Origin of the sequence: Shimia sagamensis (assembly GCF_900182745.1) — a bacterium.
GTDB classification, from domain to species: domain Bacteria; phylum Pseudomonadota; class Alphaproteobacteria; order Rhodobacterales; family Rhodobacteraceae; genus Shimia; species Shimia sagamensis.
This window is the reverse complement of record NZ_FXTY01000013.1, coordinates 1-25,339: the sequence shown is the minus strand read 5'-3', so window position 1 is coordinate 25,339 and position 25,339 is coordinate 1. Positions and strand designations below refer to the sequence as shown.

At 57.7% G+C, this 25,339-nt stretch carries 22 protein-coding genes, 2 tRNA genes and 1 pseudogene; 9 read left to right on the top strand and 16 right to left on the bottom strand.

The features are described from left to right. Positions 1-17: 17 nt before the first annotated feature. The 6 genes from QOL67_RS21080 to QOL67_RS21055 form a co-directional block, all read right to left on the bottom strand. Positions 18-794: an SDR family NAD(P)-dependent oxidoreductase gene (locus QOL67_RS21080; RefSeq protein ID WP_283427988.1), complete on the bottom strand. Its 777-nt coding sequence runs from the start codon at positions 792-794 to the stop codon at positions 18-20. Between the two features lies 1 nt (position 795). Then, positions 796-1,821 carry a phosphotransferase family protein gene (locus tag QOL67_RS21075; RefSeq protein WP_283427965.1) on the bottom strand — a complete coding sequence of 342 codons (1,026 nt, stop codon included), beginning with the start codon at positions 1,819-1,821 and terminating at the stop codon, positions 796-798. A gap of 23 nt (positions 1,822-1,844) precedes the next feature. Next, the gene (locus QOL67_RS21070; protein WP_283427964.1) at positions 1,845-2,516 is read right to left on the bottom strand and encodes a histidine phosphatase family protein; all 672 of its coding nucleotides are present in this window, start codon (positions 2,514-2,516) and stop codon (positions 1,845-1,847) included. Continuing rightward, complete coding sequence (locus tag QOL67_RS21065) at positions 2,513-3,502, bottom strand: NAD(P)H-dependent flavin oxidoreductase (RefSeq protein ID WP_283427963.1); 990 nt, start codon at positions 3,500-3,502, stop codon at positions 2,513-2,515. The genes QOL67_RS21070 and QOL67_RS21065 overlap by 4 nt, the downstream gene beginning before the upstream one ends. Before the next feature lie 164 nt (positions 3,503-3,666). Next, positions 3,667-4,560: an alpha/beta fold hydrolase gene (locus tag QOL67_RS21060; protein WP_283427962.1), complete on the bottom strand. Its 894-nt coding sequence runs from the start codon at positions 4,558-4,560 to the stop codon at positions 3,667-3,669. Then, positions 4,561-6,186, bottom strand: a complete 1,626-nt coding sequence (locus QOL67_RS21055) for a long-chain fatty acid--CoA ligase (protein ID WP_283427961.1) — start codon at positions 6,184-6,186, stop codon at positions 4,561-4,563. It lies immediately after the preceding gene. Positions 6,187-6,403: 217 nt separating this feature from the next. Between QOL67_RS21055 and QOL67_RS21050 the strand changes: the two genes are divergently transcribed. Further along, positions 6,404-7,315, top strand: a complete 912-nt coding sequence (locus QOL67_RS21050) for a pirin family protein (protein WP_283427960.1) — start codon at positions 6,404-6,406, stop codon at positions 7,313-7,315. Positions 7,316-7,387: 72 nt separating this feature from the next. Here QOL67_RS21050 and QOL67_RS21045 read toward each other — a convergent pair whose 3' ends face one another. Next, a complete protein-coding gene (locus QOL67_RS21045) occupies positions 7,388-7,975 on the bottom strand; it encodes a TetR/AcrR family transcriptional regulator (RefSeq protein WP_283427959.1) in 588 nt (195 codons plus the stop codon). A gap of 126 nt (positions 7,976-8,101) precedes the next feature. Here QOL67_RS21045 and QOL67_RS21040 point away from each other — a divergent pair, with 126 nt between their 5' ends. The 3 genes and pseudogenes from QOL67_RS21040 to QOL67_RS21030 form a co-directional block, all read left to right on the top strand. Further along, entirely contained in the window at positions 8,102-8,338 is a 237-nt protein-coding gene (locus QOL67_RS21040) for a hypothetical protein (protein ID WP_283427958.1), read from the top strand. Between the two features lie 93 nt (positions 8,339-8,431). Further along, positions 8,432-9,730, top strand: a complete 1,299-nt coding sequence (locus tag QOL67_RS21035) for a homoserine dehydrogenase (RefSeq protein ID WP_283427957.1) — start codon at positions 8,432-8,434, stop codon at positions 9,728-9,730. Positions 9,731-9,953: 223 nt separating this feature from the next. Next, a pseudogene (locus QOL67_RS21030) lies at positions 9,954-11,714 on the top strand (VCBS domain-containing protein); the annotation flags it as partial. A gap of 438 nt (positions 11,715-12,152) precedes the next feature. On the opposite strand, the gene QOL67_RS22115 reads toward QOL67_RS21030, so the two are convergent. After that, complete coding sequence (locus QOL67_RS22115; RefSeq protein WP_430458983.1) at positions 12,153-12,287, bottom strand: hypothetical protein; 135 nt, start codon at positions 12,285-12,287, stop codon at positions 12,153-12,155. A 128-nt stretch (positions 12,288-12,415) separates the two neighbouring features. On the opposite strand from QOL67_RS22115, the gene glpX reads away from it, so the two are divergent. From glpX to QOL67_RS21010, 4 genes are all read left to right on the top strand, one after another. Next, the gene (gene glpX / locus QOL67_RS21025) at positions 12,416-13,390 is read left to right on the top strand and encodes a class II fructose-bisphosphatase (protein WP_283427955.1); all 975 of its coding nucleotides are present in this window, start codon (positions 12,416-12,418) and stop codon (positions 13,388-13,390) included. 88 nt (positions 13,391-13,478) lie between these two features. After that, complete coding sequence (gene recJ / locus QOL67_RS21020) at positions 13,479-15,224, top strand: single-stranded-DNA-specific exonuclease RecJ (protein WP_283427954.1); 1,746 nt, start codon at positions 13,479-13,481, stop codon at positions 15,222-15,224. Positions 15,225-15,385: 161 nt separating this feature from the next. Then, a tRNA-Glu gene (locus QOL67_RS21015) sits at positions 15,386-15,460 on the top strand. A 46-nt stretch (positions 15,461-15,506) separates the two neighbouring features. Next, a tRNA-Glu gene (locus QOL67_RS21010) sits at positions 15,507-15,581 on the top strand. A 136-nt stretch (positions 15,582-15,717) separates the two neighbouring features. Here QOL67_RS21010 and QOL67_RS21005 read toward each other — a convergent pair. The 7 genes from QOL67_RS21005 to QOL67_RS20975 form a co-directional block, all read right to left on the bottom strand. Next, positions 15,718-17,193, bottom strand: a complete 1,476-nt coding sequence (locus tag QOL67_RS21005; RefSeq protein WP_283427953.1) for an NAD-dependent succinate-semialdehyde dehydrogenase — start codon at positions 17,191-17,193, stop codon at positions 15,718-15,720. Positions 17,194-17,274: 81 nt separating this feature from the next. Continuing rightward, on the bottom strand, positions 17,275-17,763 hold the full coding sequence (locus tag QOL67_RS21000; protein ID WP_283427952.1) for an Lrp/AsnC family transcriptional regulator: 489 nt from the start codon (positions 17,761-17,763) through the stop codon (positions 17,275-17,277). A gap of 528 nt (positions 17,764-18,291) precedes the next feature. Continuing rightward, a complete protein-coding gene (locus QOL67_RS20995) occupies positions 18,292-18,792 on the bottom strand; it encodes an SAM-dependent methyltransferase (RefSeq protein ID WP_283427951.1) in 501 nt (166 codons plus the stop codon). A 114-nt stretch (positions 18,793-18,906) separates the two neighbouring features. After that, positions 18,907-20,625, bottom strand: coding sequence for an ABC transporter ATP-binding protein (locus QOL67_RS20990; protein WP_283427950.1), 1,719 nt, complete (start codon positions 20,623-20,625; stop codon positions 18,907-18,909). Further along, the gene (locus tag QOL67_RS20985; RefSeq protein WP_283427949.1) at positions 20,625-21,566 is read right to left on the bottom strand and encodes an ABC transporter permease; all 942 of its coding nucleotides are present in this window, start codon (positions 21,564-21,566) and stop codon (positions 20,625-20,627) included. The genes QOL67_RS20990 and QOL67_RS20985 overlap by 1 nt, the downstream gene beginning before the upstream one ends. After that, positions 21,566-22,546: an ABC transporter permease gene (locus QOL67_RS20980; RefSeq protein ID WP_283427948.1), complete on the bottom strand. Its 981-nt coding sequence runs from the start codon at positions 22,544-22,546 to the stop codon at positions 21,566-21,568. Before QOL67_RS20980 ends, QOL67_RS20985 begins: the two co-directional genes overlap by 1 nt. A 112-nt stretch (positions 22,547-22,658) precedes the next feature. After that, complete coding sequence (locus QOL67_RS20975; protein ID WP_430458982.1) at positions 22,659-24,224, bottom strand: ABC transporter substrate-binding protein; 1,566 nt, start codon at positions 24,222-24,224, stop codon at positions 22,659-22,661. A 235-nt stretch (positions 24,225-24,459) separates the two neighbouring features. On the opposite strand from QOL67_RS20975, the gene QOL67_RS20970 reads away from it, so the two are divergent. Next, complete coding sequence (locus QOL67_RS20970) at positions 24,460-25,191, top strand: SpoIIAA family protein (RefSeq protein ID WP_283427947.1); 732 nt, start codon at positions 24,460-24,462, stop codon at positions 25,189-25,191. A 79-nt stretch (positions 25,192-25,270) separates the two neighbouring features. Here QOL67_RS20970 and QOL67_RS20965 read toward each other — a convergent pair. After that, positions 25,271-25,339, bottom strand: a 69-nt coding sequence (locus QOL67_RS20965; RefSeq protein ID WP_283427986.1) for an EF-Tu C-terminal domain-related protein, incomplete at its 5' end; no start/stop codon positions are given.

The window sequence follows — 25,339 nt, the reverse complement described above, 5'->3', positions numbered from 1 at the left end:
CGCTGATCGTGTGGCTTTCACACAGCGGTCAAACCGCCATCAATGGCAATCGCTTGCCCGGTCATAAAACTGTTCTCTGGTGCGTTGATCCACAACATAGCTTGCACCACCTCCTCAGGCCTGGAGACTCGGCGCATGGGCACGCGGCTGGCAATATGGGTCATGGCGTCTTCCCGGCTCAGACCCGCACGGTCACCCACCATGTCTGCCATTTCATCCACCATTGGCGTGGCTGAAAACGACGGGCAGAGCGCGTTTACACGAATGCCACGGGTGGCATTTTCGTCTGCTGCGGCTTTGGTCAGACCTACCACGGCGTGTTTGGCCGCCGAGTAAAGCGACAGATGGCCGGAACCAACCAGCCCTGCAGCGGAGGCCACATTGAGGATCGCGCCTGCACCTGCCTTTTGCATCAGTGGGATCTGATGCTTCATGCACAGGAACACACCTTTGGCGTTCACATTCATCATCAAATCGAAATCGTCGGTGGTCAGGAATTGAAGCGGGCGCACATCGTGGCCAATGCCCGCGTTGTTGATGCCAATGTCGAGCCCTCCGAAAGTCTCTGTGATGTTGGTGACATGGGCAGCGACTTGAGTTTCGTCAGCGACATTGACCACGTCCGTGACCACCTCAACACCTTTGGCGCGCAACGCCTCCGCTACGGCGACCAACTGCCCACCATTGATGTCAGACAGCCCCAGCTTGGCACCCTGCGTCGCAAAGCGCTCTGCCGCCATGGCGCCAAACCCACTGGCGGCGCCAGTGATCATCACCACTTTGTCCTGAAACATCTTATCCACGTTTGGTGGCCTCCAACCCAGCAATGGCAAACATTGGCACAAAACTGCCCAGCTTGGCCGCGCGTGCGGGGTCTGAGGCGTTGCCATCCAGCGCCCGCTTTTTCACGCCCTGAATGATCGCCCCCATGCGGAAGAAGCAGAAGGCGAGGTAGAAACCAAATTTCTCAATGCCGGGCAAGCCCATGCGGTTGCAGTATGAGGCGATGAACGCTTCGTCGGTTGGCAAGCCCAGCGCGGCGCGGTCCACACCGGCCAGCCCCCTGCCCTCGTTGCCCGGCGGCATCTGCCACTGCATGATCACCCCGGCGAGGTCAGCATAGGGGTGGCCGATCGTGGAAAGCTCCCAATCGAGCACCGCGACCACTTCGGGGCGGTCTTTGGCAAAGAGCATATTGTCTATGCGATAGTCACCATGCACCAAGGTACGTTTGCCGTCATCGTCCGGAATATTGGCTACGAGCCAATCGATTAATTGATCCATCTGCGGGATCGTTTGTGTTTCGCTGGCGCGGTATTGCTTGGTCCAGCGCCCAACCTGACGCTCAAAGTAGTTGCCTTCGGGACCGTAGTCCGACAGGCCGACGGCGTTGATGTCAACAGAGTGGATGGCGGCAAGGACGCGGCCCATTTCGTCGATAACTTGGGTGCGTTGGCCGTTGGTGAGCTCTGGCAGGCGTGGGTCGTCAAAGGTGCGCCCTTCAACATAGTCCATGACATAAAATGCGGAGCCAGTCACAGCGTCATCTTCACACAGCAGGTGCATGTTGGCGACGGGCACGTCGGTGCCGGACAAAGCTTTCTGCACGCGGAATTCGCGGTCCACAGCATGAGCAGATTTGAGCAGAACACCGGGAGGTTTGCGCCGCAGGACGTATTGGCCGGAGGGCGTGTTTAGCCGGAAGGTGGGGTTGGACTGACCGACATCGAACTTGGTGGCCGTGATGGGGCCTTTGAAGCCGTCGAGATTATCGGTTAGCCAGCGAGCGACGGCATCTGCGTCCAGAGTTGTAGCGTCCATTGCGTTTCCTTCCGATGCCCAACTTAGCTGTAGGTCAGCATCTCATCTTGGTTGCGACCGTCAATATGTGGAGTTTCGTTGAACCCGTTGAGCCACGTGTTGCCTTTGGCCATGACCAACCGGGCCACAGCGCAGTTTTTGACCTGCAATTGCAGCAGGATCATCTGTTCGGCGGGGGCGCCAAGTACATCGGCAATGGTGCGCCCGATAGCGCCGCCGGAGCTCACAGCGAGCGGGGTTTTGGCACCTGAAGCGGTCACAATAGCGCGGGCTTCGCGTACGCGATCTGTGAAGGCGGCAAAGCTTTCCGGCGGATTGTCGATCTCTCCGCGCTGCCATTCGATCACCGTGTCGCGCAGAATCCGAAAATGGGTTTTGCGGTCGTCATGCAGGCCTGCCGGTTTGTCATCACGGTTGGCGTAGCGGGCCTCAAGCAACCCGCCAAAGTCAAATTCGTTCCACCCCGGCACCACAATTGGCGTCAGGCCTGTTTGGAGAGCCGTTTCAATGCCTTCCCAGGTTTGGCGATGACGTTTTTGCGCGCCGATGAACACCGCATCCGGCACCACACCCTGGCGCTTTAGCGCCGCGCCCAGCGCCGCGGATTGGCGGTGGCCGAGGTCTGACAAGTTGTCATAGTCGGCCGCGCCAAAACTGGCTTGCGCGTGGCGGATGAGATGGAACATCTGGCTCATGACATGCGGGCCTGTAGCCGCTCCCACGCGGCGATGTATTCGCGCTCCAGACGGTCAACAAGGTCTGCGGTTTTGGTGACTTCTTTCACCGCGCCAATGCCTTGGCCAGAGCCCCAGATGGTTTTCCACGCCTTTGGTTTTTCGCGGTCGCCGCCAAAGTCCATGGTTTTCACGTCACCGTCCGGCAGGTTGTCCGGGTCCATACCGGCGTTGGTCACGGAGCCCTTGAGGTAATTGCCAGACACGCCGGTAAACAGGGACGAATAGACAATGTCTTCGGCGCCGCTGTCGACAATCATGTCTTTGTAGCCTTGCATGGCATTGGCTTCTTCCGTCGCGATGAAGGGCGAGCCGATATAGCCGAGGTCTGCGCCCATGGCTTGGGCCGCCAGGAGCGACGCGCCGGTGCCGATGGAGCCGGAGAGCAGCAAAGGCCCGTCAAACCACTCGCGAATTTCGCTGATCAGAGCGAGCGGGCTTTGCGGGCCTGCATGACCGCCTGCGCCAGCCGCGACGGCAATCAGGCCGTCCGCGCCTTTCTCAATCGCCTTTTTGGCAAACTTGTTGTTGATGATGTCATGCAGCGCAATGCCGCCGCAATCATGGGCCGCGTCATTGACCTCCACCCGCGCACCAAGAGATGTGATCCAGATCGGCACCTTGTGTTTGTGACAGAGGTCTATGTCGCGCTCGAGCCGTGTGTTGGAGCGGTGCACGATCTGATTGACCGCAAACGGGGCGGCGGGGCGATCCGGGTTTTCTTGGTTGTGACGGTCCAGCTCTTCGCGGATTTGCGTGAGCCATGTGTCCAGAAGCGGGTGCTCGCCCTCGCCTTCGCGGGCGTTGAGCGCCGGAAAGCTGCCGATGATGCCTGCCTTACACTGGGCAATGACCAGCGCGGGGACGGAAATGATAAACAAAGGCGAGGCAACTGCGGGGATGCGCAGACCTTGCAGGGCCTTTGGAAGGTGGCTGTCACCAGACATGGGAAACTCCTGTAGTTGGTGTCAGGATAAGGCCGCGTGGACGGCACTCAAGCAAGAGGTTCGCAAAGTAACATGACGTCACTTTGGAGGCGCTGACACAGGAGGCTGTGAATTTTGCAAAACTTAGATGCCTCCGGCGGGGATATTTTGGAATGAGAATGGGCTTAGCGCGTGAGGAATGTGCGGATGTTGTGGGCGATCTCAGCGGGCCTTTGATGAAGGAGCCAGTGGTCGGCATCCGGGATCGTTTGAACGGTGAGATCGGCGCAGTGGTCTTCCAGGCCGGTGTAGCATTCTGGAAGGAGCGCAGTGTCGTTTTCTCCCCAGAGCAGGAGGTGGGGCATCGACACATGTAGATGCTTGGAGCGCAGTGTGGGTCGGTCTTTCTCTGGCAACGGCACCCCGGGGGTGGCCACCTTGAGGAAAGACGCGCGGTACCAATTGACCATGCCACGGATTTGATCGGCATCCCCCCAGGCGGCTTGGTAAGCAATCAGCTTCTCCGGCGTCATCCAAGACATGTCCATATGTTTGGAAAAAATGCCCATCATGCGTGCGTGGTTGTTGGCGGCGAGTTTGTCTTCTGAGCCCTCCGCGCGTAGCCAATCGATGTACTGGCTGGCTTCAGATTGCGCGCCGCCTGCGGCCAGGGCGCGCTGGAAGGGAACTGGGTGCACGCCGTTGGCGATGATCAGGTTTTGCAACCGGTCGGAATGGCGGAAGGCCAGACCGTAAGCTACTGCCGCGCCCCAGTCGTGGCCCAAGACAGCAGCGACGGGTGCGTTTGAACTGTAGTGGTCGAGAATGGCAAATGCATCTCCTACCAGCTTTGAGACGGCGTAGTGCTCCACCTTTTTGGGTCGCCAGCTTTGGCCGTAGCCGCGTTGATCCGGAGCGATGCAGAGATAGTCATCCTCGAGATGCTTGATCAGTTCATCAAAGGCACCGGAGTATTCCGGGAAACCGTGCAGCATCAGGATCACGGGCTTGGAGGGATCACCGGCCACCTCCACGTGGAAGCTGTGACCGGCGATATCTAGGGTCTCGCTGCGCACCACTCAGGCCATGTCCGGCAGCTTATGATCTGCAAATTGTTTGCGCAGGGTAAGTTTGGAGACTTTGCCTGTGGCGGTGAGCGGCAGTTCATCAACAAAAACCACGTCATCCGGCAATTGCCATTTGGCAAAATGCTCCAGAAGCAAGCCCATCAGCTCATCTGGCTCTGGCTTACCCTCGGGAGACGGCACCACCACCAGCAGCGGGCGTTCGTCCCATTTGGGATGGGCCACGGCGATCACCGCGCAATTGGCCACTTTGGGGTGCGACATGACGGTGTTTTCCAGATCAAGCGAGCTGATCCATTCCCCACCGGATTTGATCAAGTCTTTGGCGCGGTCGGTGATGGTGAGATAGCCATTGCTGTCAATTGTCGCCACATCGCCTGTGCCAAACCAGCCTTCGGCGTCAAAGGCGGTTTGATTGGCGTCTTCATTTTCGAAATAGCCGGAGGTAATAGCGTTGCCGCGCACGTAGAGTTCGCCTGCGGCGGCGCCATCATGCGGCAAGCGTTTGCCGTCCTCATCCACAATCTTGAGGTCCACGCCAAAGACACGACGACCTTGTTTGGATTTGATGGCGATACGCTCGGCCATCGGTTTGCTGTCGAGATGTTCCGGCAGATTGCCTTGGGTGCCGATGGGGGACATTTCCGTCATGCCCCAGGCGTGGCAGACGTTCACGCCACCTTCCTCAAAGTATTGGATCATCGACGCAGGCGCGGCAGAGCCGCCAACCACCATATCCCCGAGGCCTTCTGGCATACGGCCTTGATTGGCAATCTCGCCCTGCAGGCCTAGCCAGACCGTCGGCACACCCCAAGCCGAATAGACTTTTTCGTCGTCCATCAGCTTGAACAGACTTGGGCCATCCAGAGCACCGCCGGGGAAGATCAAGGACGCGCCGGTCAGGGGCGCGGCATAAGGCAGACCCCAGGCGTTTACATGGAACAGCGGAACAACCGGCAAAATGCGTTTGCCTGGTTGCAGCGCGGCAGGCAGCGACAGGCCCACCATCATCGCGTGCAACACAGTGGAGCGGTGGGTGTAAAGCGTGCCTTTGGGATTGCCGGTGGTGCCAGAAGTGTAACACAGGCCGGCAGCGGTCTCTTCCGGCAGATCAGGCCAGTCGAAGTGATCCGGCTGACCCTCAAGCAGCTCTTCGTAACACAGATAGTCGCCTTCTGGCATATGCGCGCTGTCGGTCATGACCACAACTTTCAGACCAGCCGGCCATTGCGCTCGCAGCGCGTCCACAATGGGTACAAAGGTCAAATCCACAAACAGCATCGTGTCGTGGGCGTGGTTGACGATGTACGTCATCTGCTCTGCCGACAGACGCGGGTTGATGGTGTGGCACACGCCACCTGCGCCGGAGATCGCGTAGTAAAGTTCCAGATGGCGATAGCCGTTCCAAGCCAATGTGGCGACCCGGTCGCCCAACTGCATGCCTTGCGCGGTGAGCCCGTGTGCCAGCTGCGCCACCCGTTTGGCAGTTTGTGCGTAGGTTTGGCGATGTATGTCGCCTTCGGTACGGACCGAAACCACCTCGCCTTGTGAGTGGATTTCTGCCGCGTAGCTTAGAATATCCGCAATCTTAAGCGGACGCATCATCATGGACCCTTGCATATGGCCCTCCCCTGCCAATGAGTGTCTGTCGATTTACGTTACGCGCAAGTTCTGAGATTTCAAAAGCCCGCGTGAAAAGTGTCGTGGCGTCGCAAGCCGGTGCACCTGAGCTCACGGGAACTCTGCACATGTGCACTTCTGCACAGTGAAGCTGCGGTGCCGCCAATTTTCCCGGCGGCCATAAGCCCCTATTTTGAGCCGTGAAAGGAGACATGTCATGTCTATCAGACCTGTTTTGGAGACCCGCAAAGCCATTCCCGCAATGGAAGGCGCAGGCGTGCATATCAACCGCGTGTTTGGGTTTCAGGATCCTACGGAGCTCGACCCGTTTTTGATGATGGATCATTTTCGCAACGATGATCCGGCGCAATATGAGAAGGGGTTCCCGTGGCACCCCCACCGCGGGATCGAGACGATCACCTATGTGATCGACGGCGCGGTGGAGCATCAGGACAGCCTTGGCAACACTGGCAATCTGAAATCCGGTGACGTGCAATGGATGACCGCAGGCCGCGGGATTTTGCATCAGGAGATGCCTACGGCCGACGCCAGTGGGGTGAACCACGGCTTCCAGCTTTGGGCCAACCTACCGCGTGACTTGAAGATGACCGATCCGCGTTATCAGGATGTGGAAGGCAAGGAGATTCCGGAGATCATCGATGATGACGGCACCAAGGTGCGCATTGTGATTGGCAGCTTCTGGGGCAAGACTGGCCCTGTGGACGGGATTTCTGCGGACCCGATGTTTTTGGACGTGACCGTGCCTGCGGGGGTGGAAAAAACCTTCCGGATAGACACACGGCGACGTGCCTTTGCCTATGTGTTTGAAGGCGACGCGGCCTTTGCAGATGCCAGCCAACCCAAAGGTATCCTGCTGGAGAAAGAGGTGGCGGGTGAAGAGCTCAACATCCGCGACATGAGCGGGGATCGTACCCTCATTCGCTTTGGCAATGGCGATGAGGTTACGGTTCAAGCCGGGGAACAGGGTGTTCGCTTTCTGCTGATCTCAGGTCAGCCCATTCAGGAGCCGGTGGCCTGGCATGGGCCGATTGTGATGAACACACAGGCGGAATTGCAACAGGCCTTTGCCGAACTGCGCAACGGCACGTTTATCAAACCAGCGCATTAAAACATTCGGCCAAAGGGATTTTGTCCTTCTGGCCCTTTATGTGATCCGCTCAAAATAACCTCGGGAGACCGCTTAGGCCCCCACCGCTTTGCGTACCATGTCCCAGTAAATCTGCTCGACCTCTTCCAGCGACAGGCGGCCGCCTTCGCGGAACCAAGTGTTTACGCCGGTCAACATGGCAATCACCGCCATTGTGGCAATCTTGGGATCGCTGACCTCAAAATCCCCGCTACTGACGCCGGACCGCAAAATGGTCTCCAAACCATCTTCGTAAGACCGGCGCAGGGCTTCGATTTTGGTGAAGTTTTCCGGTGTCAGATTGCGCAATTCCATATAGGCAATGAACACTTCCTCCGGGCGTTCGGAGTGGAACCTCAGGTGCAAACTGGTAAAATTTTCCAAGGCCTCGATGGGCGGGCCGCCGTCCGGCATGTCCGCACAAGCCGCCAACAACTCCGTCATGTGTGTCTGCATCAGATCAAACAACAAGCTCTGCTTGTCAGGCGTGTAATTATACAATGCCCCAGCCTGCACCCCCACCTCACGCGCAATTTGGCGCATGGAGACCGCCGCATAGCCATGCTGCGCAAAGAGTTTCAACGCCGCATCGCGGACGCGTGGACCGGTGATGCCGGAATGAGAGCCTTGAGTTCGTGCCATGCATTACAATTATCTGAACACACGTTCGTTTAAAACCCCGAGCAGGCCTTTCACCTGTGTGCGATCACCGCTTGTGTGGCCCCGCTGCCATAGGTCATAAAGCGATGAGCCAAAACGGACCTTACGATGCTGCCTATTCGCACCTTTGCTTTTGCCCTTCTGCCTCTATGGGCGTTGACGGCCTGTGGGGAAACCCCAGGCATGGAAGCCACCAGTGATGCAGCCTTGGAGGCGGCCCCCTACCCGGAAATATTGCCGCAACACGCGTTGCCCAAAACATCTCCTGCCCGGTTGACAGAAAACAGCGAAGCCGAGCTGGAGGCGCGCGGAGCGCGGCTTCAAAACCGCGCCAGCAATCTTTAGCGCTTGCGCGCACGCCGCGCGTTGCACAGCGCCCAAAGAGCGGCTAAACGGCAAAGTAACAGACACAACACACCTGCATAGAGGTAGCCCACCATGACCACGTCCCAGCCTACTCCGCTTCGTCTTGGGATTGCCGGTTTGGGCACCGTGGGCGTGGGCGTTGTGAAAATCATACGTCAGAAAGCCAACGTATTGGCCGCGCGCACCGGGCGCCCGGTTGTGATCACTGCGGTGAGCGCACGGTCCAAAGACAAAGATCGTGGCGTCTCGCTGGCAGGGTACGCTTGGGAAGATGATCCCGTGGCGCTGGCCAAACGCGACGATGTGGACGTGTTTGTCGAGTTGATGGGCGGCGAAGACGGCCCGGCCAAAGATGCCATCGAAGCGGCACTGGAATTGGGCAAAGACGTCGTGACCGCCAACAAAGCGTTGCTGGCGCATCACGGCCACGCCTTGGCGCAAACCGCCGAATCCAAAGGCTCGGTGATCCGCTTTGAAGCCGCTGTCGCCGGTGGCATTCCGGTGATCAAAGCGCTGACCGAAGGCCTGGCAGGCAATGACATCACCCGCGTGATGGGGGTGATGAACGGCACCTGCAACTACATCCTGACCCGGATGCAAGACGCCGGTCTGCCCTATGACGAGGTTTTTGCCGAAGCGGACGCGCTTGGTTATCTTGAGGCTGATCCAAATCTGGACGTGGGCGGCATTGACGCGGGCCACAAGCTCTCCCTGCTGTCGTCCATCGCCTTTGGCACCAAGGTGGATTTTGGCGGCGTGGAACTCGAAGGCATCCAGCGCATCTCCATCGAAGACATAAACCAAGCAGCCGAACTTGGCTTCAAAATCAAACTGTTGGGCGTGACCCAAATGACTGGTCGCGGCTTGGAACAACGCATGTCTCCGTGCCTTGTGCCTGCTGACAGCCCTCTGGGTCAGCTTCAAGGCGGCACCAATATGGTGGTGATCGAAGGTGACGCTGTTGAGCAGGTTGTGCTGCGTGGCCCAGGAGCCGGTGAAGGCCCAACCGCCAGCGCAGTGATGGGCGACGTCTGTGACATCGCACGTGGTTTCCGCCTGCCAACGTTTGGGGTACCGGCAGACATGCTGACCACTGCCAAATCGGCGCAGTCCAATTCCCCTGCGCCTTACTATCTGCGCCTCGCGCTAGAGGATCGCCCGGGTGCCATGGCCAAGATCGCCACGGCATTGGGCGACAATGGCATCAGCATCGACCGCATGCGCCAAACCCGCCATGACGATGCCCATGCCCCGGTGTTGATTGTCACACATAAAACCCAGCGCGCCGCGTTGGATGCAGCTGTGGTGGCGATGCGGGAAACCGGTGTGATGGCCGCTGATCCGGTGGCATTGCGCATCGAAGCGGTTTGATCCCCACCCGGGACCGTTACAGTTAAATATAGGAAATTTTGAATAAACGCCAATCCACGCTACACTCTAGAGCGTGGCAGTGGGTTGACGATTCTTGCTTTGGTGTGCCTTAGGGGTCGCCGTTTTTAACAGTGTGATCTGCCATGAAGAATTGCGCGACTTGGTCGTACCTTTTGCGATCTGCTGAACCTTTATCAAAAAGTCCATTTGGGGGGAGAACACCATGCCAAGGTTTAACTCGTGGCTAGATTGGTTCAATAAACCGATTGTGATCGGCACGCAGTCGGATGATGTGCTTTCGCTGGAGGGCAGCGACTTACCCGGAAAGATATTTGGGCTCTCTGGAAATGACAGTATGTTTGGTGGCAACCGAGACGATTATCTCTTTGGTGGACGCGGCAACGATGACATTTCTGGTGGCCGTGGCAACGACAAGATTTTTGGCGGCGCTGGCAATGACACCATGTCCGGCGGCGAAGGATATGACAAATTATTCGGCGGCGGCGGCGTAGACACCGCCGTTTTTGAAGGCTCGGTGTTTGGATACACTTGGGAACACGGCTGGTTTCACAAACTCAATGTCAAAGACATTGATGCCTCTGATGGCGACACGGCCATAGACACGCTGCACGGCGTCGAATTCCTGCAGTTTGACGACTACACGTTTGAAATTGGCGGCAACAATGGGGCCTTGGTGTTGGGCGAAGACGCAGCCACCGATGAAGACACCCCCATTGTGATCTCTTTCGATGCCTATGATTTTGATGGGGGCACCGTCACAGTCTCAACTGTTGGTACATCGGCCGGCAGCTTGGCATTGATCAGTAGCAGCGCACTTTCCAAAGGCATGGGTGTGGGTGCTAGTTTCAGCTACAGCTTTGACCCCACCACGGCCTTCAATTATCTCGCGGTCGGAGAATACGGGACCGCAACCATAACCATTGTGATTGACGACGGTCAGGGCAACTTGACCACGCATTCTCTGGATATCTCCGTGGCGGGGGTGAATGACGCCCCGACTATCACGGGCGTGACCAATGACATTGGTGACTTGTTTGAGGACAGTGTGATCGCAGCCAATGGCATAGTCTCCGCGACAGACCCAGACGCCAGCGATGTTTTGACCTTCTCAGGCGGACCCGGCACCTATGGCACCTTTTCCATCGGCCCAAGTTCCGGGGCGTGGAGCTACGCTTTGCACAACGCCTCATCTGCGGTTCAGGAGTTAGGCGTGGGCGAAAGCCTGACCGACACAATCGCTGTAGAAGTGTCTGACGGAAATGGCGGCACCGACACCGTCAACGTCTCCGTGATTATCTATGGCACAAATGATGAACCCGTCATTAGCACCGTCAGCTACGACAATGACACCGTGACTGAGGACGGCGCGGTGCAAAGCGCATCCGGGGCGGTTGTGGCCAGCGATGTCGATAAAAACGACACCCTCACCTATAGCGTGGTTGGCAGCAGCACCGGCTTCTACGGCACCTTGGCGCTTGATCCTAACACCGGCACCTGGAGCTATGTTCTGGACAACACTTCGGCGGCGGTTCAAGCCTTGGCGGCAGGACAAACAGTGGTCGAAACATTTGATGTGCTGGTCAGCGACGGCAATGGCGGCTTTGACACGGCGACCATTTCCATTGACGTCAACGGCACCAATGATGCGCCTGTGATCACCGGCACACTGTATAGCATTCCAGAAGTAACAGAGGATGGCGGTCTCTCAGCGAGAGGCCTTATTACAGTCACCGAAATAGATGCCAACGACACCTTGAGTTATGTGGTATTGGGCAGCGACACCAGTGGATTTGGCACGTTGACAGTCAATCCGAACGGCACCTGGAGTTACGCGCTCAACAATGACAGCGAACTTGTGCAAAACCTCAACGGTGGTGAGACTCGGGTGGACACCTTCCTCGTGGCAGTGACCGATCCCAGCGGCGCGCGTGACACCACCAGCATTTCGATCACCATTAACGGCGCGGATGATGTCAATCCTGACACGGGAGATGGCGGTGGTGGCGGGGGCGGTGAGCCTCCGGCCTCCTCAACGCTGGATTTTGAAGGACAGCTGCATGCAGTCTCTTTCGAAGGTGGTGCAGGTGGGGTGCAATGGTCGTCAGGTTGGGCCACCTTTGACTCGACCTTGTTTGGCCAGCTCAGTCCAGATCGTGGGGGCGGTCAGCTGGATACAGGTGTCGCCAATGGCGCGACCAGCGGTACCATGGTGGTGGCCGGCACGTCCGGCGTCACCGTAGACGGTGACTTTGTCGACACCTTTGATTTTGAAAGCGCGCAGATCACGTCGGCCTTGAGAGAAGGTATGACGCTGACCGTCGAGGCCTTTGATCAGTCGTTCCAGAATGTCGAAACGAGCCCAGGCGTGTTTGAATACATCGAGGTCTTCACCAGCCTCGGATCAGAGAGCTTTGTTCTGTCCACATCTGGCCCAACGTTTGTTGAATTTGACGACACCATCTTTGACGCGGTGGATCGTGTTGTCTTCACCACCAGCGGCGGCACTCCGCTGCCAATCCCTCTGTCTGGCGACCAGTTTGTCATGGATGATGTGACCATTTTGATCTGATCTTTGTTTTGATCCAAATCCCCGGCGGCCTCAGGTTGCGCCGGGGGTAGGCCTGCGCTATTGCGGACTTAAACGTGTTCACAAGGATTTATTTCATGTCCCAGAAGCCGGAATTTCACGATCGCATGTTGTCCCTTGGCCTGGCCCGCGTTGCGGAACAGGCTGCCATTGCCTCTGCTGCCCTGATCGGCAACGGTGACGAGAAAGCTGCTGACCAAGCCGCTGTGAACGCGATGCGCGAACAGCTCAATCTTTTGGACATCGCTGGCGTCGTGGTTATCGGCGAAGGCGAGCGTGACGAAGCGCCAATGCTGTTCATTGGCGAAGAAGTTGGCAACGGAAACGGCCCTGGCGTGGATATTGCGTTGGACCCGCTGGAAGGCACCACGCTGACTGCCAAAGACATGCCAAACGCGCTGACTGTGATTGCCATGGGCCCACGTGGCTCCATGCTGCACGCGCCAGACACCTATATGGACAAGCTGGCGATCGGACCGGGTTATCCGGAAAACGTCGTGTCGCTGGACATGAGCCCAAAAGAACGAGTGGAAGCGCTGGCCAAAGCCAAAGGTTGCGAGACATCCGACATCACGCTGTGTATCCTTGAGCGCCCACGCCACGAAGAGATGATTGCGGAAGTACGCGCCACCGGCGCGTCGATCCGCCTAATCACCGATGGGGACGTCGCAGGCGTAATGCACTGTGCAGAAGCCGAAGAAACCGGCATTGACATGTACATGGGCCGAGGTGGCGCTCCCGAAGGTGTTCTTGCCGCTGCTGCGCTGAAATGCATGGGTGGTCAAATGTGGGGCCGTCTGGTGTTCCGCAACGATGACGAACGCGCGCGTGCCGCAAAAACCGGCATCACCGATCTGGACCGCGTGTACTCCCGCGATGAAATGGTCACCCAAGACGTGATCTTTGCGGCAACTGGCGTGACCGGCGGCTCGCTGTTGCCTGCGATCAAACGCACCCCGGGCTGGATCGAAACCGCAACCCTGCTGATGCGCTCCAAGTCTGGCTCGGTGCGTCGCATGACCTACCGCGCCCCAGTGGATCAGACCTCTTGATCGCCGCAGACATTTTTGTTTGATTTGGGCCAGCGTGCCCTGATGGCCCGCCTTTTGGCGGGCCTTTTTCTAAGATGAAGGCCCTGACATGACTGACTTCCTTGGTGTTTCCGAAAGCTTGACCGGACGGCGCTGGGTGGGGCCGGATGTGGAAACCACGCGGGCCGCAGAACAATTGGCCCAGGACACCACCCTGCCCCCGGCGCTCTGCGCCGTGTTGGCGCGCCGTGGTGTGACCGCGGGTGAGGCAGAGAGTTTTCTGGAGCCAAAGCTGGTGGATTTGCTGCCGGACCCGCGCACTATCAAAGATATGGAAGTTGCCGCAGGACGGTTTTTGCAAGCGGTCAAGACGCGCCAACGCATTGCGGTTTTTGCCGACTATGATGTTGATGGCGGCACCTCGGCCGCGTTGTTGATCACCTGGCTTCGGACGTTGGGGCTTTCTGCAACACTCTATGTGCCGGACCGGATTGACGAAGGTTACGGCCCCAATGAGACCGCGATGGCGGAGTTGGCCAAGACCCATGATCTGATCATCTGTGTGGACTGCGGCACATTGAGCCACGCGCCAATTGCCGCTGCCAAAGGCGCAGATGTGGTGGTGTTGGATCACCACTTGGGTGGCGAAACCCTGCCTGACTGTGTGGCAGTCGTGAACCCCAATCGTCAGGATGAAAGCGGCGATCTTGCACATCTCTGTGCCGCCTCGGTGGTGTTCTTGATGTTGGTCGAAGCCAACCGGCAGATGCGCGAAGAGGACGGCACACGCGGACCGGATTTGATGTCCATGTTGGATCTGGTGGCGCTTGGCACCGTGGCTGACGTAGCCCCCCTGATTGGTGTGAACCGCGCTTTGGTACGCCAAGGGTTGAAGGTTATGGCGCGTCGGGATCGTCCCGGCGTTGTGGCGCTGTCGGATGTTAGCCGCATGGATTCTGCGCCCAGCAGCTATCACCTTGGTTTTTTGCTCGGCCCGCGCGTGAATGCCGGTGGACGTATTGGGCAGGCCGATCTTGGCGCGCGATTACTCTCCACGGACAATCCACAAGAAGCCCAAGCCATGGCGGAACGGCTGGATGAGCTGAACACGGAACGACGCGACATCGAAGCTTCCGTGCGCGCGGCCGCTGTTGCGCAGGCAGAAGAACGTGGCTTGGACGCGCCGCTGGTCTGGGCGGCGGGCGAAGGCTGGCATCCGGGTGTGGTTGGCATTGTTGCCTCCCGCCTGAAAGAGGCCACCAACCGCCCCGCCGTGGTGATCGGATTGGACGGTGACGAAGGCAAAGGCTCAGGCCGCTCCATTTCCGGCGTGGACCTTGGTGCCAGCATTCAGAAGCTCGCTGCCGAAGGCCTGTTGATCAAAGGTGGCGGACATAAAATGGCGGCGGGTCTCAGCGTGGCACGCGATCAGTTGGAACCTGCCATGGAGCGCCTGTCTGAGATGCTGGCCAAACAAGGTGCGGGCAACGCAGGCCCTGCGGACCTCAAACTCGACAGCCTGCTGATGCCCACTGGCGCGACGGTGGATCTGATCACCGACATTGAAAAAGCAGGGCCCTTTGGCGCAGGGGCTGCGGCCCCTCGGTTTGCTTTCCCCGATGTGGAAATTCGCTTCACCAAACGGGTCGGCGACAGCCACCTGAAGCTAACCTTTGGCGATGGCTTTGGCGCGCGCATAGATGCCATTGCCTTTGGCGCCTACGACACCGCGCTTGGCCCCACGCTCGAATCGCATGGTGGGGCGCGGTTCCATCTTGCCGGGAGGCTGGAAATCAACACCTGGGGTGGGCGTCAGTCGGTACAACTGAGGCTTGAAGACGCCGCGCGGGCCTAAGTCAATTTGCCGATTCCCGTAGGAATCTTGAGGGAATTCGGGACCTTTCTGCGAAGGAAGCATCTCACCCTCAGCACCGGGGAAAATTTCCGTAAGTCGCGTAAATTACCACTTGCACCCATGCCACGCTTTCACTAAATACGCCTCACGCTTCAGCGCGCGTCCCGTTCGTCTATCGGTTAGGACGTCAGGTTTTCAACCTGAAAAGAGGGGTTCGATTCCCCTACGGGATGCCAGCTGCAGCCAGATATGAGAGCAATCTCAGACGTATCTAAAAAATGCGTCCCGTTCGTCTATCGGTTAGGACGTCAGGTTTTCAACCTGAAAAGAGGGGTTCGATTCCCCTACGGGATGCCATTTTTGTTCTCGCCCCCGCAAATTGACGCCATTTTGATCCCAGTGCAGCTTTGCTGATTTTCAATGTGATGCAGGAACCGCAAGAGGCGCGCGCCATTTGGAGCCACGCGCCTGTCATTGCGTGCCAAGGGGGGGATTACCCCCAATCGCGGCAGACGTATTTGATCTCCGTGAACTCCTCCATGCCCAAGCGGGCACCCTCGCGTCCGAGACCCGACTGCTTTGTGCCACCAAAGGGAATCGGCGCACCGGTGACTTTGGTGCGGTTCACCGCCACCATGCCATATTGCAGAGCCCGGCTCAGTCGGTAGATGCGGCGCGGGTCTTGGCTGTGCACATAAGCCACCAAACCGTACTCACTGTCGTTGGCTGCAGCGACCGCTTCCTCTTCGCTGTCAAACGGCGTGATGGGCGCCACCGGGCCAAACGTCTCCTCCGACATAATCAACGCGTCAGCAGGCACATCTGTCAGCACTGTTGGTTCAAAAAACAGAGTGCCCAACGCATGGCGTTTTCCGCCGCACGCCAGCTTCGCGCCTTTAGCAAGCGCGTCCGCGACATGCTCTTCCTGCTTCTGAACCGCATTTTCGTTCATCAACGGGCCAAGGTCCGGATCATCCATGCCAACACCAACGGTCAGCGCCTTGGTGGCCGCAACAAATTTGGCGCAGTAATCGTCATAGATTGCCCGCTCCACAAAGATGCGGTTTGCACCCAAACAGTCCTGACCAGAAGTGGCAAACTTGGCTTTGATAGTTTCCGCGACAGCCACGTCGATATCTGCGCCTTTGAACACAATCACCGGCGCATGGCCGCCCAGCTCCAAAACCAACCGCTTCACCGTCTCAGACGACTGGCGATACAGCAGTTTGCCAACAGTTGTAGACCCGGTGAAAGACAGGGCACGCACGCGGGGGTCGCGGGTCCAGGGCTCCACCACGGTGGGCGCAATGCCGGTCACCACGTTGAACACACCCGCCGGTATGCCAGCACGCTCGGCCAGCTCCGCCAATGCCAGAGCGCTGTAGGGCGTTTCCCCAGACGGATGCGCTACCACGGTGCAACCTGCGGCCAGCGCGGCGGCCGCTTTGCGGGTCAGCATCGCAGAGGGGAAGTTCCACGGGGTGATCAACGCGGCGACCCCCACAGGTTCACGCCATAATTCGACCTCGGCATCCGGTAGGTGACTGGTGACGCCTTCGATGTTGGGGCGTTTGGCCTCTTCCGAGTAAAATTCTACAAACGCCGCACCGTAGTCGATTTCGCCGCGTGCCTCGGAAATCGGCTTGCCTTGTTCCAGCACCATGATGCGGGCGAGGTCTTCTTTGTGCTCCAGTTGCAATTCAAACCAGCGGCGCAGAATAGCTGCCCGCTCTTGAGGCAAGAGGTCCGCCCAAGCGGGAAAAGCCGCCTGGGCCGCATCTACGGCCGCAGAGGATTCCTCGGCAGACATAGCTGCCACGCCGCCCAGATGGGTGCCGTCAGCCGGATTGGTCACCGTAAAACTGTCGCCATCTTTGGCGGCCTGCCATTTGCCATTGATGTACGAAAACGACCGCACAAGGGCCTTGTCGGTGATGTCAGCCCGAGCGGAAAGCGCGGTTTGTGTCATTGTAATGCCTCCTCTATTTGAGGAGAAAATGCCGCAAGCAGACAGAAGATTTGTCCGAAGTTTTGGGAGATCGCAGAGGATTTAGCTGTGCTCAGTGGCTCCCAGAAGCATATCAAACGGCGGCGCGCCGTGCTCTTTCACAGGCTTGGTCACGATGTAGGTAAAATAGCGTGACAGACCGATGCGGGCGTCCAGCATTTCATCAATCAAACGCTGATAGGCATCAATGTCGCTGGTCACAATTTGCAGCAGGTAATCAAAGCCACCACCAAGCGCCCAACAGGCCACCACTTCGTCATAGCGCTGCATCGCTGCCTCAAAAGCCCGAAAACTGGCCGCGGTGTGGTCGGCAATTTCTGCGGACACAAACACTGTCACACTGGGGGCAAGCTTCTTGAGATTGATACGCGCGCCGTAGCCTTCGATTAGACCGGCCTTTTCCAGCTTTTTAAGGCGGTCCCAACACGGCGTGGGTGACAAACCAATTTCCTCAGCCAGCGCAGCTTTGGTGATGCGGCCTTCGCGCGTCAGCACGGAGAGAATTTTGATGTCCCGATCATCCAGCCTCATGGCAGCCTGCGCTGTCGGGGAGACAAGCCGACGTGACGCCCGTCACCGGCCAGTGCTTTGCACATGAGAAATGATTGCCAAATCTGTGTCATTACACCTGCGATACCAGCACCCTTTTGCCATCGGCAAGTGCAATCAGCCGGGCGGCCAAAAACACACATGAAAACCACAAAAATCTGCGGGGTCGAAACCACCACTTAACCACTGACTCTTCGTTAACCAATTCTGGCTACGGTTTTCCTGTGTCGTTATCACCGCGTCTGCCCAAATCGATTCTCTCACCAAGGCGCGGCTCGTAAGGGAATAGGATCTATGACAAAAACACATTTGTCAGTCTGGGTACTACCACGCAGCCAATCGCAAGATGCGCGCCCTCCAGCGCGTCGTGCAAATCGCACGGGTGCATTTATTGTTGCCGCTTGCGGAGATGATGATTTTGCGGTGAAACCCAAAGTCTCCAGCAACAAAAACCGCAGAATTTGGCCACACACCGCCCCAACCCGCCCGCGCGTTCTGGCGCGCTAACCTCTACAGCTCAGGCGGGACATCCACAGCCGGTGCGCTGGGTTTGATGTCGAGCACTGGCGTGCCGTCAAAACAGTCGATGGCATCGATACCAATCACGCCCGCCTCCAAATCAAGCGACGTGATACGCACCGCAGACAGTGAAATTGGGTTCACACGGTTGGGAGAGCGCAGCGCAAAGGTGCCACTTGCTGTCTCCCGGTGCCGGGGCCGCTGGGTGATCAGATCGCGCCGCGCTTGATGCATCCAGTAAAACAGCAAAATCCCTTGCCCAACTTCCAGCCCACTGAGACCTTGCGCAAACCCCGGCTCTAGAACAACGCGTGCCTCTTGGCCGGTTTCGCGGGCACGGGTCACATTTTTGGGGCAGTCGCCACGCTTCCAAGGCGTTTCGATCCTGCCAATAAACCGCAGCTGCGCATCCACCCGCTCCATTGGGTCAAACGCCAGGCGGTCCTCACCCTCGCGTTGCTTTGGAATGACGGCGGTGGATTGATCTGTCATGGAATGCTCCTAAAGCTCTGTGCGCACTCTGACAGCAGTTGTCGCGTGGGACCAGAACCTGATTGGTCGCACCCCGGATGTGAAAACGCCGCTCTAAGGAGCGGCGTTTTCTTGTCATACAATCTCGTCTTCGAGACCTTCCGTGGAAAGCCCCTCGAGCTTGGGCATCAAACTCAAAAGCTCTCGTGTGTAGGCCTCTTTGGGCGCAGCAAACAACGTTTCGGTATCCGCTACTTCCACCATCTGCCCCTGACGCATAACGCCAACACGGTCGCACATCTGGCGCACCACCGGCAGGTCGTGGCTGATGAAGAGCATGGTCAGCCCTAGGTGTTCCTGAAGATCCTTGAGGATGTTCAAAATTTGCGCCTGAATGGACACGTCGAGTGCCGAGGTTGGCTCATCACAGATCAGAAAACGTGGCTGGGTTGCCAGAGCGCGCGCAATTGAGATCCGCTGGCGCTGCCCACCGGAGAACTCATGCGGGTATTTGCGCCCTGCGTCAGAGCCCAAGCCCACACGTTCCAGAAGTTCATCCACACGGTGCTGAATGGCGTCGCCTTCCAACAGCTTGTGGTGCTTCACTGGCTCCGCAATGATCTCATCCACACGCATACGCGGGTTGAGGCTGGAGAACGGATCCTGGAAGATCATTTGGATCTGGCGGCGATAGCTCTCCAGATCCTTGGCAGTTTTCAGTTGCGTGATTTCTTCATCATCAAAGAAGATCTTGCCACCGTTGGTCTGATACAGCGTCGCAATCATGCGCGCGACGGTCGACTTGCCGGACCCACTTTCCCCTACGATGCCAAAGACTTCACCTTCGCGGATGTCAAAGCTGACCTTATCCGCCGCCGTGAAATACTTGCGCCGCGACGGAATGATCGCATTGCGGGCCAAAAAGGTCTTGGTAAGCCCTTCAACCTTTAGCAACGTGCCAGATTTGCTGGGTTCCGGACGCTCCCAATTGCGGGCCAGATCGTCGATGTGGAACGCGATCTGACGGCCGCCGTAAGACAACTGCGGGAAACGGTGCACTTTCAGAGTTGGACGTGGCACAGCGGCGATGAGCGACTTGGTGTACTCATGCGTTGGTGCACCAAGCACTTGCGCGGTTGTGCCGCTTTCCACCACCTTACCCTGATACATCACGGTCACCTTGTCGGTGGTGTCCGCGATCACTCCCATGTCGTGGGTGATCAGGATCACGCCGGTCTGACGTTCGCGCGCCAACTCTTTGATCAACTCTAGGATTTGCGCCTGAATAGACACGTCAAGCGCCGTGGTGGGCTCATCGGCGATGATCACATCAGGCTCTGAGCACAGCGCAAGCGCAATCACCACACGTTGGCGCATACCGCCAGAGAACTGATGCGGGTACTGCTTGATACGCTCAGATGGGTCAGGAATACCAACCCGATCCAAAAGCGCGACAGCGCGTGTCAGGCTGTCCGCATCGGACAGCTTCAGATGGAACTGGATGGTTTCCACCAGCTGTTGTTCCACCGTGAGAAGCGGATTGAGCGAGGTCAGCGGGTCTTGGAAGATCATCGAGATCTTCGCGCCCCGCAACGCGCGCATGCCGTCCGCATCACGCCCGCTGATGTGCTCGCCTTTGAAGCTCACCGTGCCTTCAGCGATGTGACCGGGGCGCTCCAGCAAGCCCATCACAGCGGCGCCGATGGTGGATTTACCCGCACCGGATTCTCCCACAAGACCGTGGATTTCGCCCGGCTCAACCGCAAGATTGGCTTTGTTGACCGCCACAAACAGCTTGCGGCGGGTTGGGAAATGGACCGAAAGGCCTTCGATATCTAGAACTGTATCGCTCATCACTGCAACCTCGGGTTCAATGCATCACGCAGCCAGTCACCCAACAGGTTCACAGACAGCGCCAGGGCCAAAAGCGTGACGGAGGGGAACAAGATGATCCACCACTCGCCAGAGAACAGGTAACCCTGACCAATACGGATCAAGGTGCCCAGAGACGGTTGCGTAGGTGGCGCACCCACACCGAGGAAGGACAGTGTTGCCTCCGCGATGATGGCCAGCGCCAAGGAGATGGTCGCAATGACCAACACCGGCGAGAGCACGTTTGGCAGGATATGACGCAGCATGATGATGCCACGGCCGCGACCTATCATTCGCGCGGCCTGCACGTACTCTTTGTCTTTCTCCACCAGTGTTGCACCGCGCACCACGCGGGCAAATTGCACCCAGTCAGACAAACCAATCGCCACAATCAGCACCCAGATGGCCATCTGATCATGGTGCTGAATTGGGATCACCCCTTTGGCGATGCCAAAGATCAGCATGGCGACCAGAATGGCCGGGAAAGTCAGCTGCACATCGGCAGCCCGCATGATGATGGTTTCAACCCAGCCACCAACGTATCCAGCCACAAGACCCAGTGTGATGCCCAGCACCATGGCAAAGCTTACCGCGGCAAAGCCCACAAACAGTGACACACGCATGCCGTAGAGAATGGTGGAGAACACGTCACGACCCTGGTCATCAGTGCCAAGCCAGAAGACATCGCCAGTGAAATCATTGGGCGCCATCGGTGCGGTGAACCCGTTCATCAGATCCAGAGAACCCGGATCAAACGGATCATATGGCGCGATCAGCGGTGCAAAGGCGGAGCTCAGCACCAAGAGCATTACCGCGACGAAAGACACCACGGCCACCGGTGACCTGCGGAAGTTGTAGAAAAAATCACTGTCCAGCGCTTTGGCCAGACGGGACTGCGGTGCGGTTGAAGTTTGGTCAGACATCAGTGCGCCCCTTTCCCGTCCGTGCGCAGGCGCGGATCAATTGCGAAATACAGCAGGTCAACAATCAGGTTGATGCCAACAAACATCACCGAGATCAGCATCAGGTAGGCGGCCATCACAGGGATGTCGACAAACTGGATCGCGTTGATGAACAGCAGGCCCACACCGGGCCATTGGAACACGGTCTCCGTGATGATCGCAAAGGCGATGATCGATCCAAGCTGCAAGCCAGTCACGGTGATCACTGGCACCAGCGTGTTTTTCAAGGCGTGGCGGAAATTCACCGTACGCTCATTCAAACCACGGGCACGGGCAAAGCGCACATAGTCCTGCCGCAGCACTTCAAGCATCTCTGAGCGCACAAGCCGCATGATCAGGGTCATCTGATACAGGCCCAACGTGATCGACGGCAGGATCAAGGCTTTGAGCCCTGACGCGGTCAGAAGCCCCGTACTCCACCACCCAATATGGACGACCTCCCCACGTCCAAATGAGGGGAGCCATCCCAGCTCCACCGAGAACAAGTAGATAAGCAGGATACCGATAAGGAAGGTGGGCAAAGACACCCCTATGAGCGAGACTGACATGATCATATTGGCAAGGAAGCCATCCTTGCGAATGGCGGTGAATACTCCAAGACCAATACCAATGCTGATCGCCAAGAAACCACTGACAGCCGCCAGTTCCAGCGTGGCTGGCGCACGTTCGACAAGGATTTCCGCCACCGGGCGGCCTTGACGAAAGCTTATGCCAAAATCCCCCTGAACGGCATTTTCGAGAAACTTGTAGTATTGCACAGGAAAAGGCTGATCCAGCCCCAGGTCCGCCCGAAGGCGGGCGATGTCAGCATCGGTTCGTTCCTGACCAAGCATGTTGTCGATCGGATCCCCGACAAACCGAAACATGCTGAAGGCGACAAGGCCTACGACCAGAAGAACCAATGCGGACTGTAGTACTCTTTTTAAGACATACGTCAGCATCACTGCGTCCCTTTTATTTTTATTAACGCGAGCCTTGCGCTCTCAAAGGGCGCAGGTCAAGTGCAGCGCACAAGGCAGCGAACATTGCCCGCTGCCTCATTTTTAGGCAGCATTATTGCACGTTCACCCACCGCAGGATAAAGAAATTATCCGGGCGTTGGGTCAGGGTGACGTTGTCCCGCGTGCCCCATACCAAAGGTTGTACGTACATCGGCACATAGGCTGTCTCCGCCTGCAGAATCGCCGCGGATTCGTCGAGCATCATTTGGCGTTTGCCGTCATCAATCTCCGATTGGATCATTGGCAACATCTCGTCGATTTTGGCATTGGAGTAGCCGCCAAAGTTCCAGCTGCCGAGCTTCTTCTCAGAATTCGGTGTGTGCGCGAGGAAGCGGATTGGGTGCTCCGCATCAAAGGTGCCAGGCGACCAACCCAGCAGATACATGTCAAAATTATCCGCCCGCAGCTCTGGCCAGTAGTTGGACACCGGCATCGCATCCAGTTGTGCATCAATGCCCACCTTTGCGAGCATGGCGGTCACGGCCTGACAGACCGCTTCGTCATTCAGGTAGCGGTTGTTGGGACACTTCAAGCCAAAGGAAAACCCATCAGCATAGCCCGCTTCCATCAGCAGAGCCTTGGCGCCGTCCACATCATAGGCCGGGCGGTCCATATTGGCCGAGGAATAACCACGCATGGCCGGGCTGACCAACTGGCTCGCTGGCTCCGCATTACCGCGCATGATGGTTTTCAGGATCGCGTCGACGTTTACCGCTTTGGACACGGCTTCACGCACTCGTGCATCTTTGAACGGGTTTGGTTTGCCAGCATCCGCGCCATATTTCAGCACGTCAGACTCTTGAGCAAAGCCAAGCATGATCACGCGGGCCTCAATGCCCTGAATGACCTGAACGCCATCCTGACCCTGCAGGCGCGCAGCATCCTGAATCGGCACCGGGTTGATCATGTCCACTTCACCAGACAGCAACGCCGCCACAGCGGTGGCCGGGTTCTGGATTGGGGTGAACTCTGCCACCGTGATGTTGTGGGTGGCGTCGTCCCACCAGCCGTCAAATGGCTTGAGCTGCGTGCGCAGGCCCGGCTCACGTTCCGTCACCATAAACGCACCGGTGCCATTGGCGTTCAGCGTGGCGTAGTTGCCGTTTTCCTTGTCCGGCAGTGCGGCATTGTTGGCTTCAGCCCAGCCCTTGTCCACGATCATCCAGTTGGCGATGCTGTCCGGAAAAATCGGGTTGGGGGCTTTGGTCAGAATGTCGACGGTCTTGCTGTCGACCATTTTCACCTCGGACACCGGTGCAAACCAGCTACGGGTGTCAGACACTTCATTGGAGGCGCGCTCATAAGAGAACAGCACGTCTTCGGCGTCAAACGTGTTGCCATCGTGAAAGGTCACGCCTTCACGCAGATGGAAGCGCCAGCCTTCGCCGTCCCCAATGGGTTCCCAGCTTGTTGCCAGCGCTGGCTCAATCGACATATCCTGTCCACGGCGCACCAAGCCTTCGTAGACATTGTTCAAAAAACCCAGAACCGGCGCGGAGTTCACCGCATGTGGGTCCATGGTTTGTGGGTCGGTGGTGCCGGCCCATTTAAAGTCTTCAGCTGCAACCGGTGCAGCACAAACGGCGGCCAGGACGGCCGCGCTTAACATGTGTCTCATGACATTTCCCCTGTTCTTCGATCCGCTGTGACTGGAGCGGGTGCATGAGACAGTGTCACCCCGAGGCCGGTACAAAATCAAGATGACCACACTTTTTTGTGAACAAGTTAAGCCATTTAAGCCACGTGGTTTCTCGCAGCGCCCTACACCCCAAGCCAAAAGGTCAAACTTTCTTTGATCTGGCTGCGCTCCCTATGCCACCCTGACCGAACAGTTTGTTTATTTAGGTGAAGACATGATTGAAGTTACAGAAGTTGGTGGGCCGGGATTTCTTGAGGTCCGCATGACTGCACCGATCACAGAGAGCGATTACACCAACAGCCTTACCCCGGCGATTGACCGGGCCATAGAGCAAGCCGAAAACATACGCCTCCTGGTGATTTTGGACGGTGGACCGGGTGATTTTACCGCAGGTGCCATGTGGCAAGACAGCCGCATGGGGTTCAAGCATTGGCGCGGTTTTGATCGCTGCGCCATCGCCACGGACGACGCCACCATGAAGCGGTTGATCTCGGTGTTTGGCGTGCTGATGCCCTGCCCGGTCGCGTTGTTTGATTTGTCAGAGACGGAGGACGCGCGGCGCTGGCTGCGTGAAAGCTTGGGCTCCATTCAGATCGACGCGGTCGATGACAACACCATCTGTGTCCGGCTGATGGGCAAACTCGACAGCGCGATCTATGAAGGAAAATCCGCGGACCTGGATAACCTGCTGGCGGGCAAAAGCCAGTTTGGCCTGGTGATTGATCTACGTGAATTTGATGGCTGGCAAGGCTTTGGCGCGTTGCGCGATCATTTCGCGCTTGCAAGCGCCCATGTGAAGCAGTTGACCCGCGCCGCAATTGTTGGGGATGCTGGCTGGCAAAATATGGCCTCCAAAGTTGGCAAACATGCCTTTGGCGTTGATGCACAGCACTTCGCGGCCGAAGACTTCAACAAGGCTGTAACCTGGGTTCAGACGGGTAACTGATCCGCCCGCCTAACACGCAAAAAGGCCGCCCAATGGGCGGCCTTTCCGTAGTAAGTTGCAGGAATTACGCTAGGCGCAATTACTCAACGATTTTGGACACAACACCGGACCCAACGGTGCGGCCACCTTCGCGGATCGCGAAGCGCAG

Excerpts from the sequence above, each read along its gene's own strand:
- QOL67_RS21080 (WP_283427988.1), bottom strand. The coding sequence starts at position 794 with ATGTTTCAGGACAAAGTGGTGATGATCACTGGCGCCGCCAGTGGGTTT.
- QOL67_RS21075 (WP_283427965.1), bottom strand. The coding sequence starts at position 1,821 with ATGGACGCTACAACTCTGGACGCAGATGCCGTCGCTCGCTGGCTAACC.
- QOL67_RS21070 (WP_283427964.1), bottom strand. The coding sequence starts at position 2,516 with ATGAGCCAGATGTTCCATCTCATCCGCCACGCGCAAGCCAGTTTTGGC.
- QOL67_RS21065 (WP_283427963.1), bottom strand. The coding sequence starts at position 3,502 with ATGTCTGGTGACAGCCACCTTCCAAAGGCCCTGCAAGGTCTGCGCATC.
- QOL67_RS21055 (WP_283427961.1), bottom strand. The coding sequence starts at position 6,186 with ATGCAAGGGTCCATGATGATGCGTCCGCTTAAGATTGCGGATATTCTA.
- QOL67_RS21050 (WP_283427960.1), top strand. The coding sequence starts at position 6,404 with ATGTCTATCAGACCTGTTTTGGAGACCCGCAAAGCCATTCCCGCAATG.
- QOL67_RS21045 (WP_283427959.1), bottom strand. The coding sequence starts at position 7,975 with ATGGCACGAACTCAAGGCTCTCATTCCGGCATCACCGGTCCACGCGTC.
- QOL67_RS21040 (WP_283427958.1), top strand. The coding sequence starts at position 8,102 with ATGCTGCCTATTCGCACCTTTGCTTTTGCCCTTCTGCCTCTATGGGCG.
- QOL67_RS21035 (WP_283427957.1), top strand. The coding sequence starts at position 8,432 with ATGACCACGTCCCAGCCTACTCCGCTTCGTCTTGGGATTGCCGGTTTG.
- glpX (WP_283427955.1), top strand. The coding sequence starts at position 12,416 with ATGTCCCAGAAGCCGGAATTTCACGATCGCATGTTGTCCCTTGGCCTG.
- recJ (WP_283427954.1), top strand. The coding sequence starts at position 13,479 with ATGACTGACTTCCTTGGTGTTTCCGAAAGCTTGACCGGACGGCGCTGG.
- QOL67_RS21005 (WP_283427953.1), bottom strand. The coding sequence starts at position 17,193 with ATGACACAAACCGCGCTTTCCGCTCGGGCTGACATCACCGACAAGGCC.
- QOL67_RS21000 (WP_283427952.1), bottom strand. The coding sequence starts at position 17,763 with ATGAGGCTGGATGATCGGGACATCAAAATTCTCTCCGTGCTGACGCGC.
- QOL67_RS20995 (WP_283427951.1), bottom strand. The coding sequence starts at position 18,792 with ATGACAGATCAATCCACCGCCGTCATTCCAAAGCAACGCGAGGGTGAG.
- QOL67_RS20990 (WP_283427950.1), bottom strand. The coding sequence starts at position 20,625 with ATGAGCGATACAGTTCTAGATATCGAAGGCCTTTCGGTCCATTTCCCA.
- QOL67_RS20985 (WP_283427949.1), bottom strand. The coding sequence starts at position 21,566 with ATGTCTGACCAAACTTCAACCGCACCGCAGTCCCGTCTGGCCAAAGCG.
- QOL67_RS20980 (WP_283427948.1), bottom strand. The coding sequence starts at position 22,546 with ATGCTGACGTATGTCTTAAAAAGAGTACTACAGTCCGCATTGGTTCTT.
- QOL67_RS20975 (WP_430458982.1), bottom strand. The coding sequence starts at position 24,224 with ATGAGACACATGTTAAGCGCGGCCGTCCTGGCCGCCGTTTGTGCTGCA.
- QOL67_RS20970 (WP_283427947.1), top strand. The coding sequence starts at position 24,460 with ATGATTGAAGTTACAGAAGTTGGTGGGCCGGGATTTCTTGAGGTCCGC.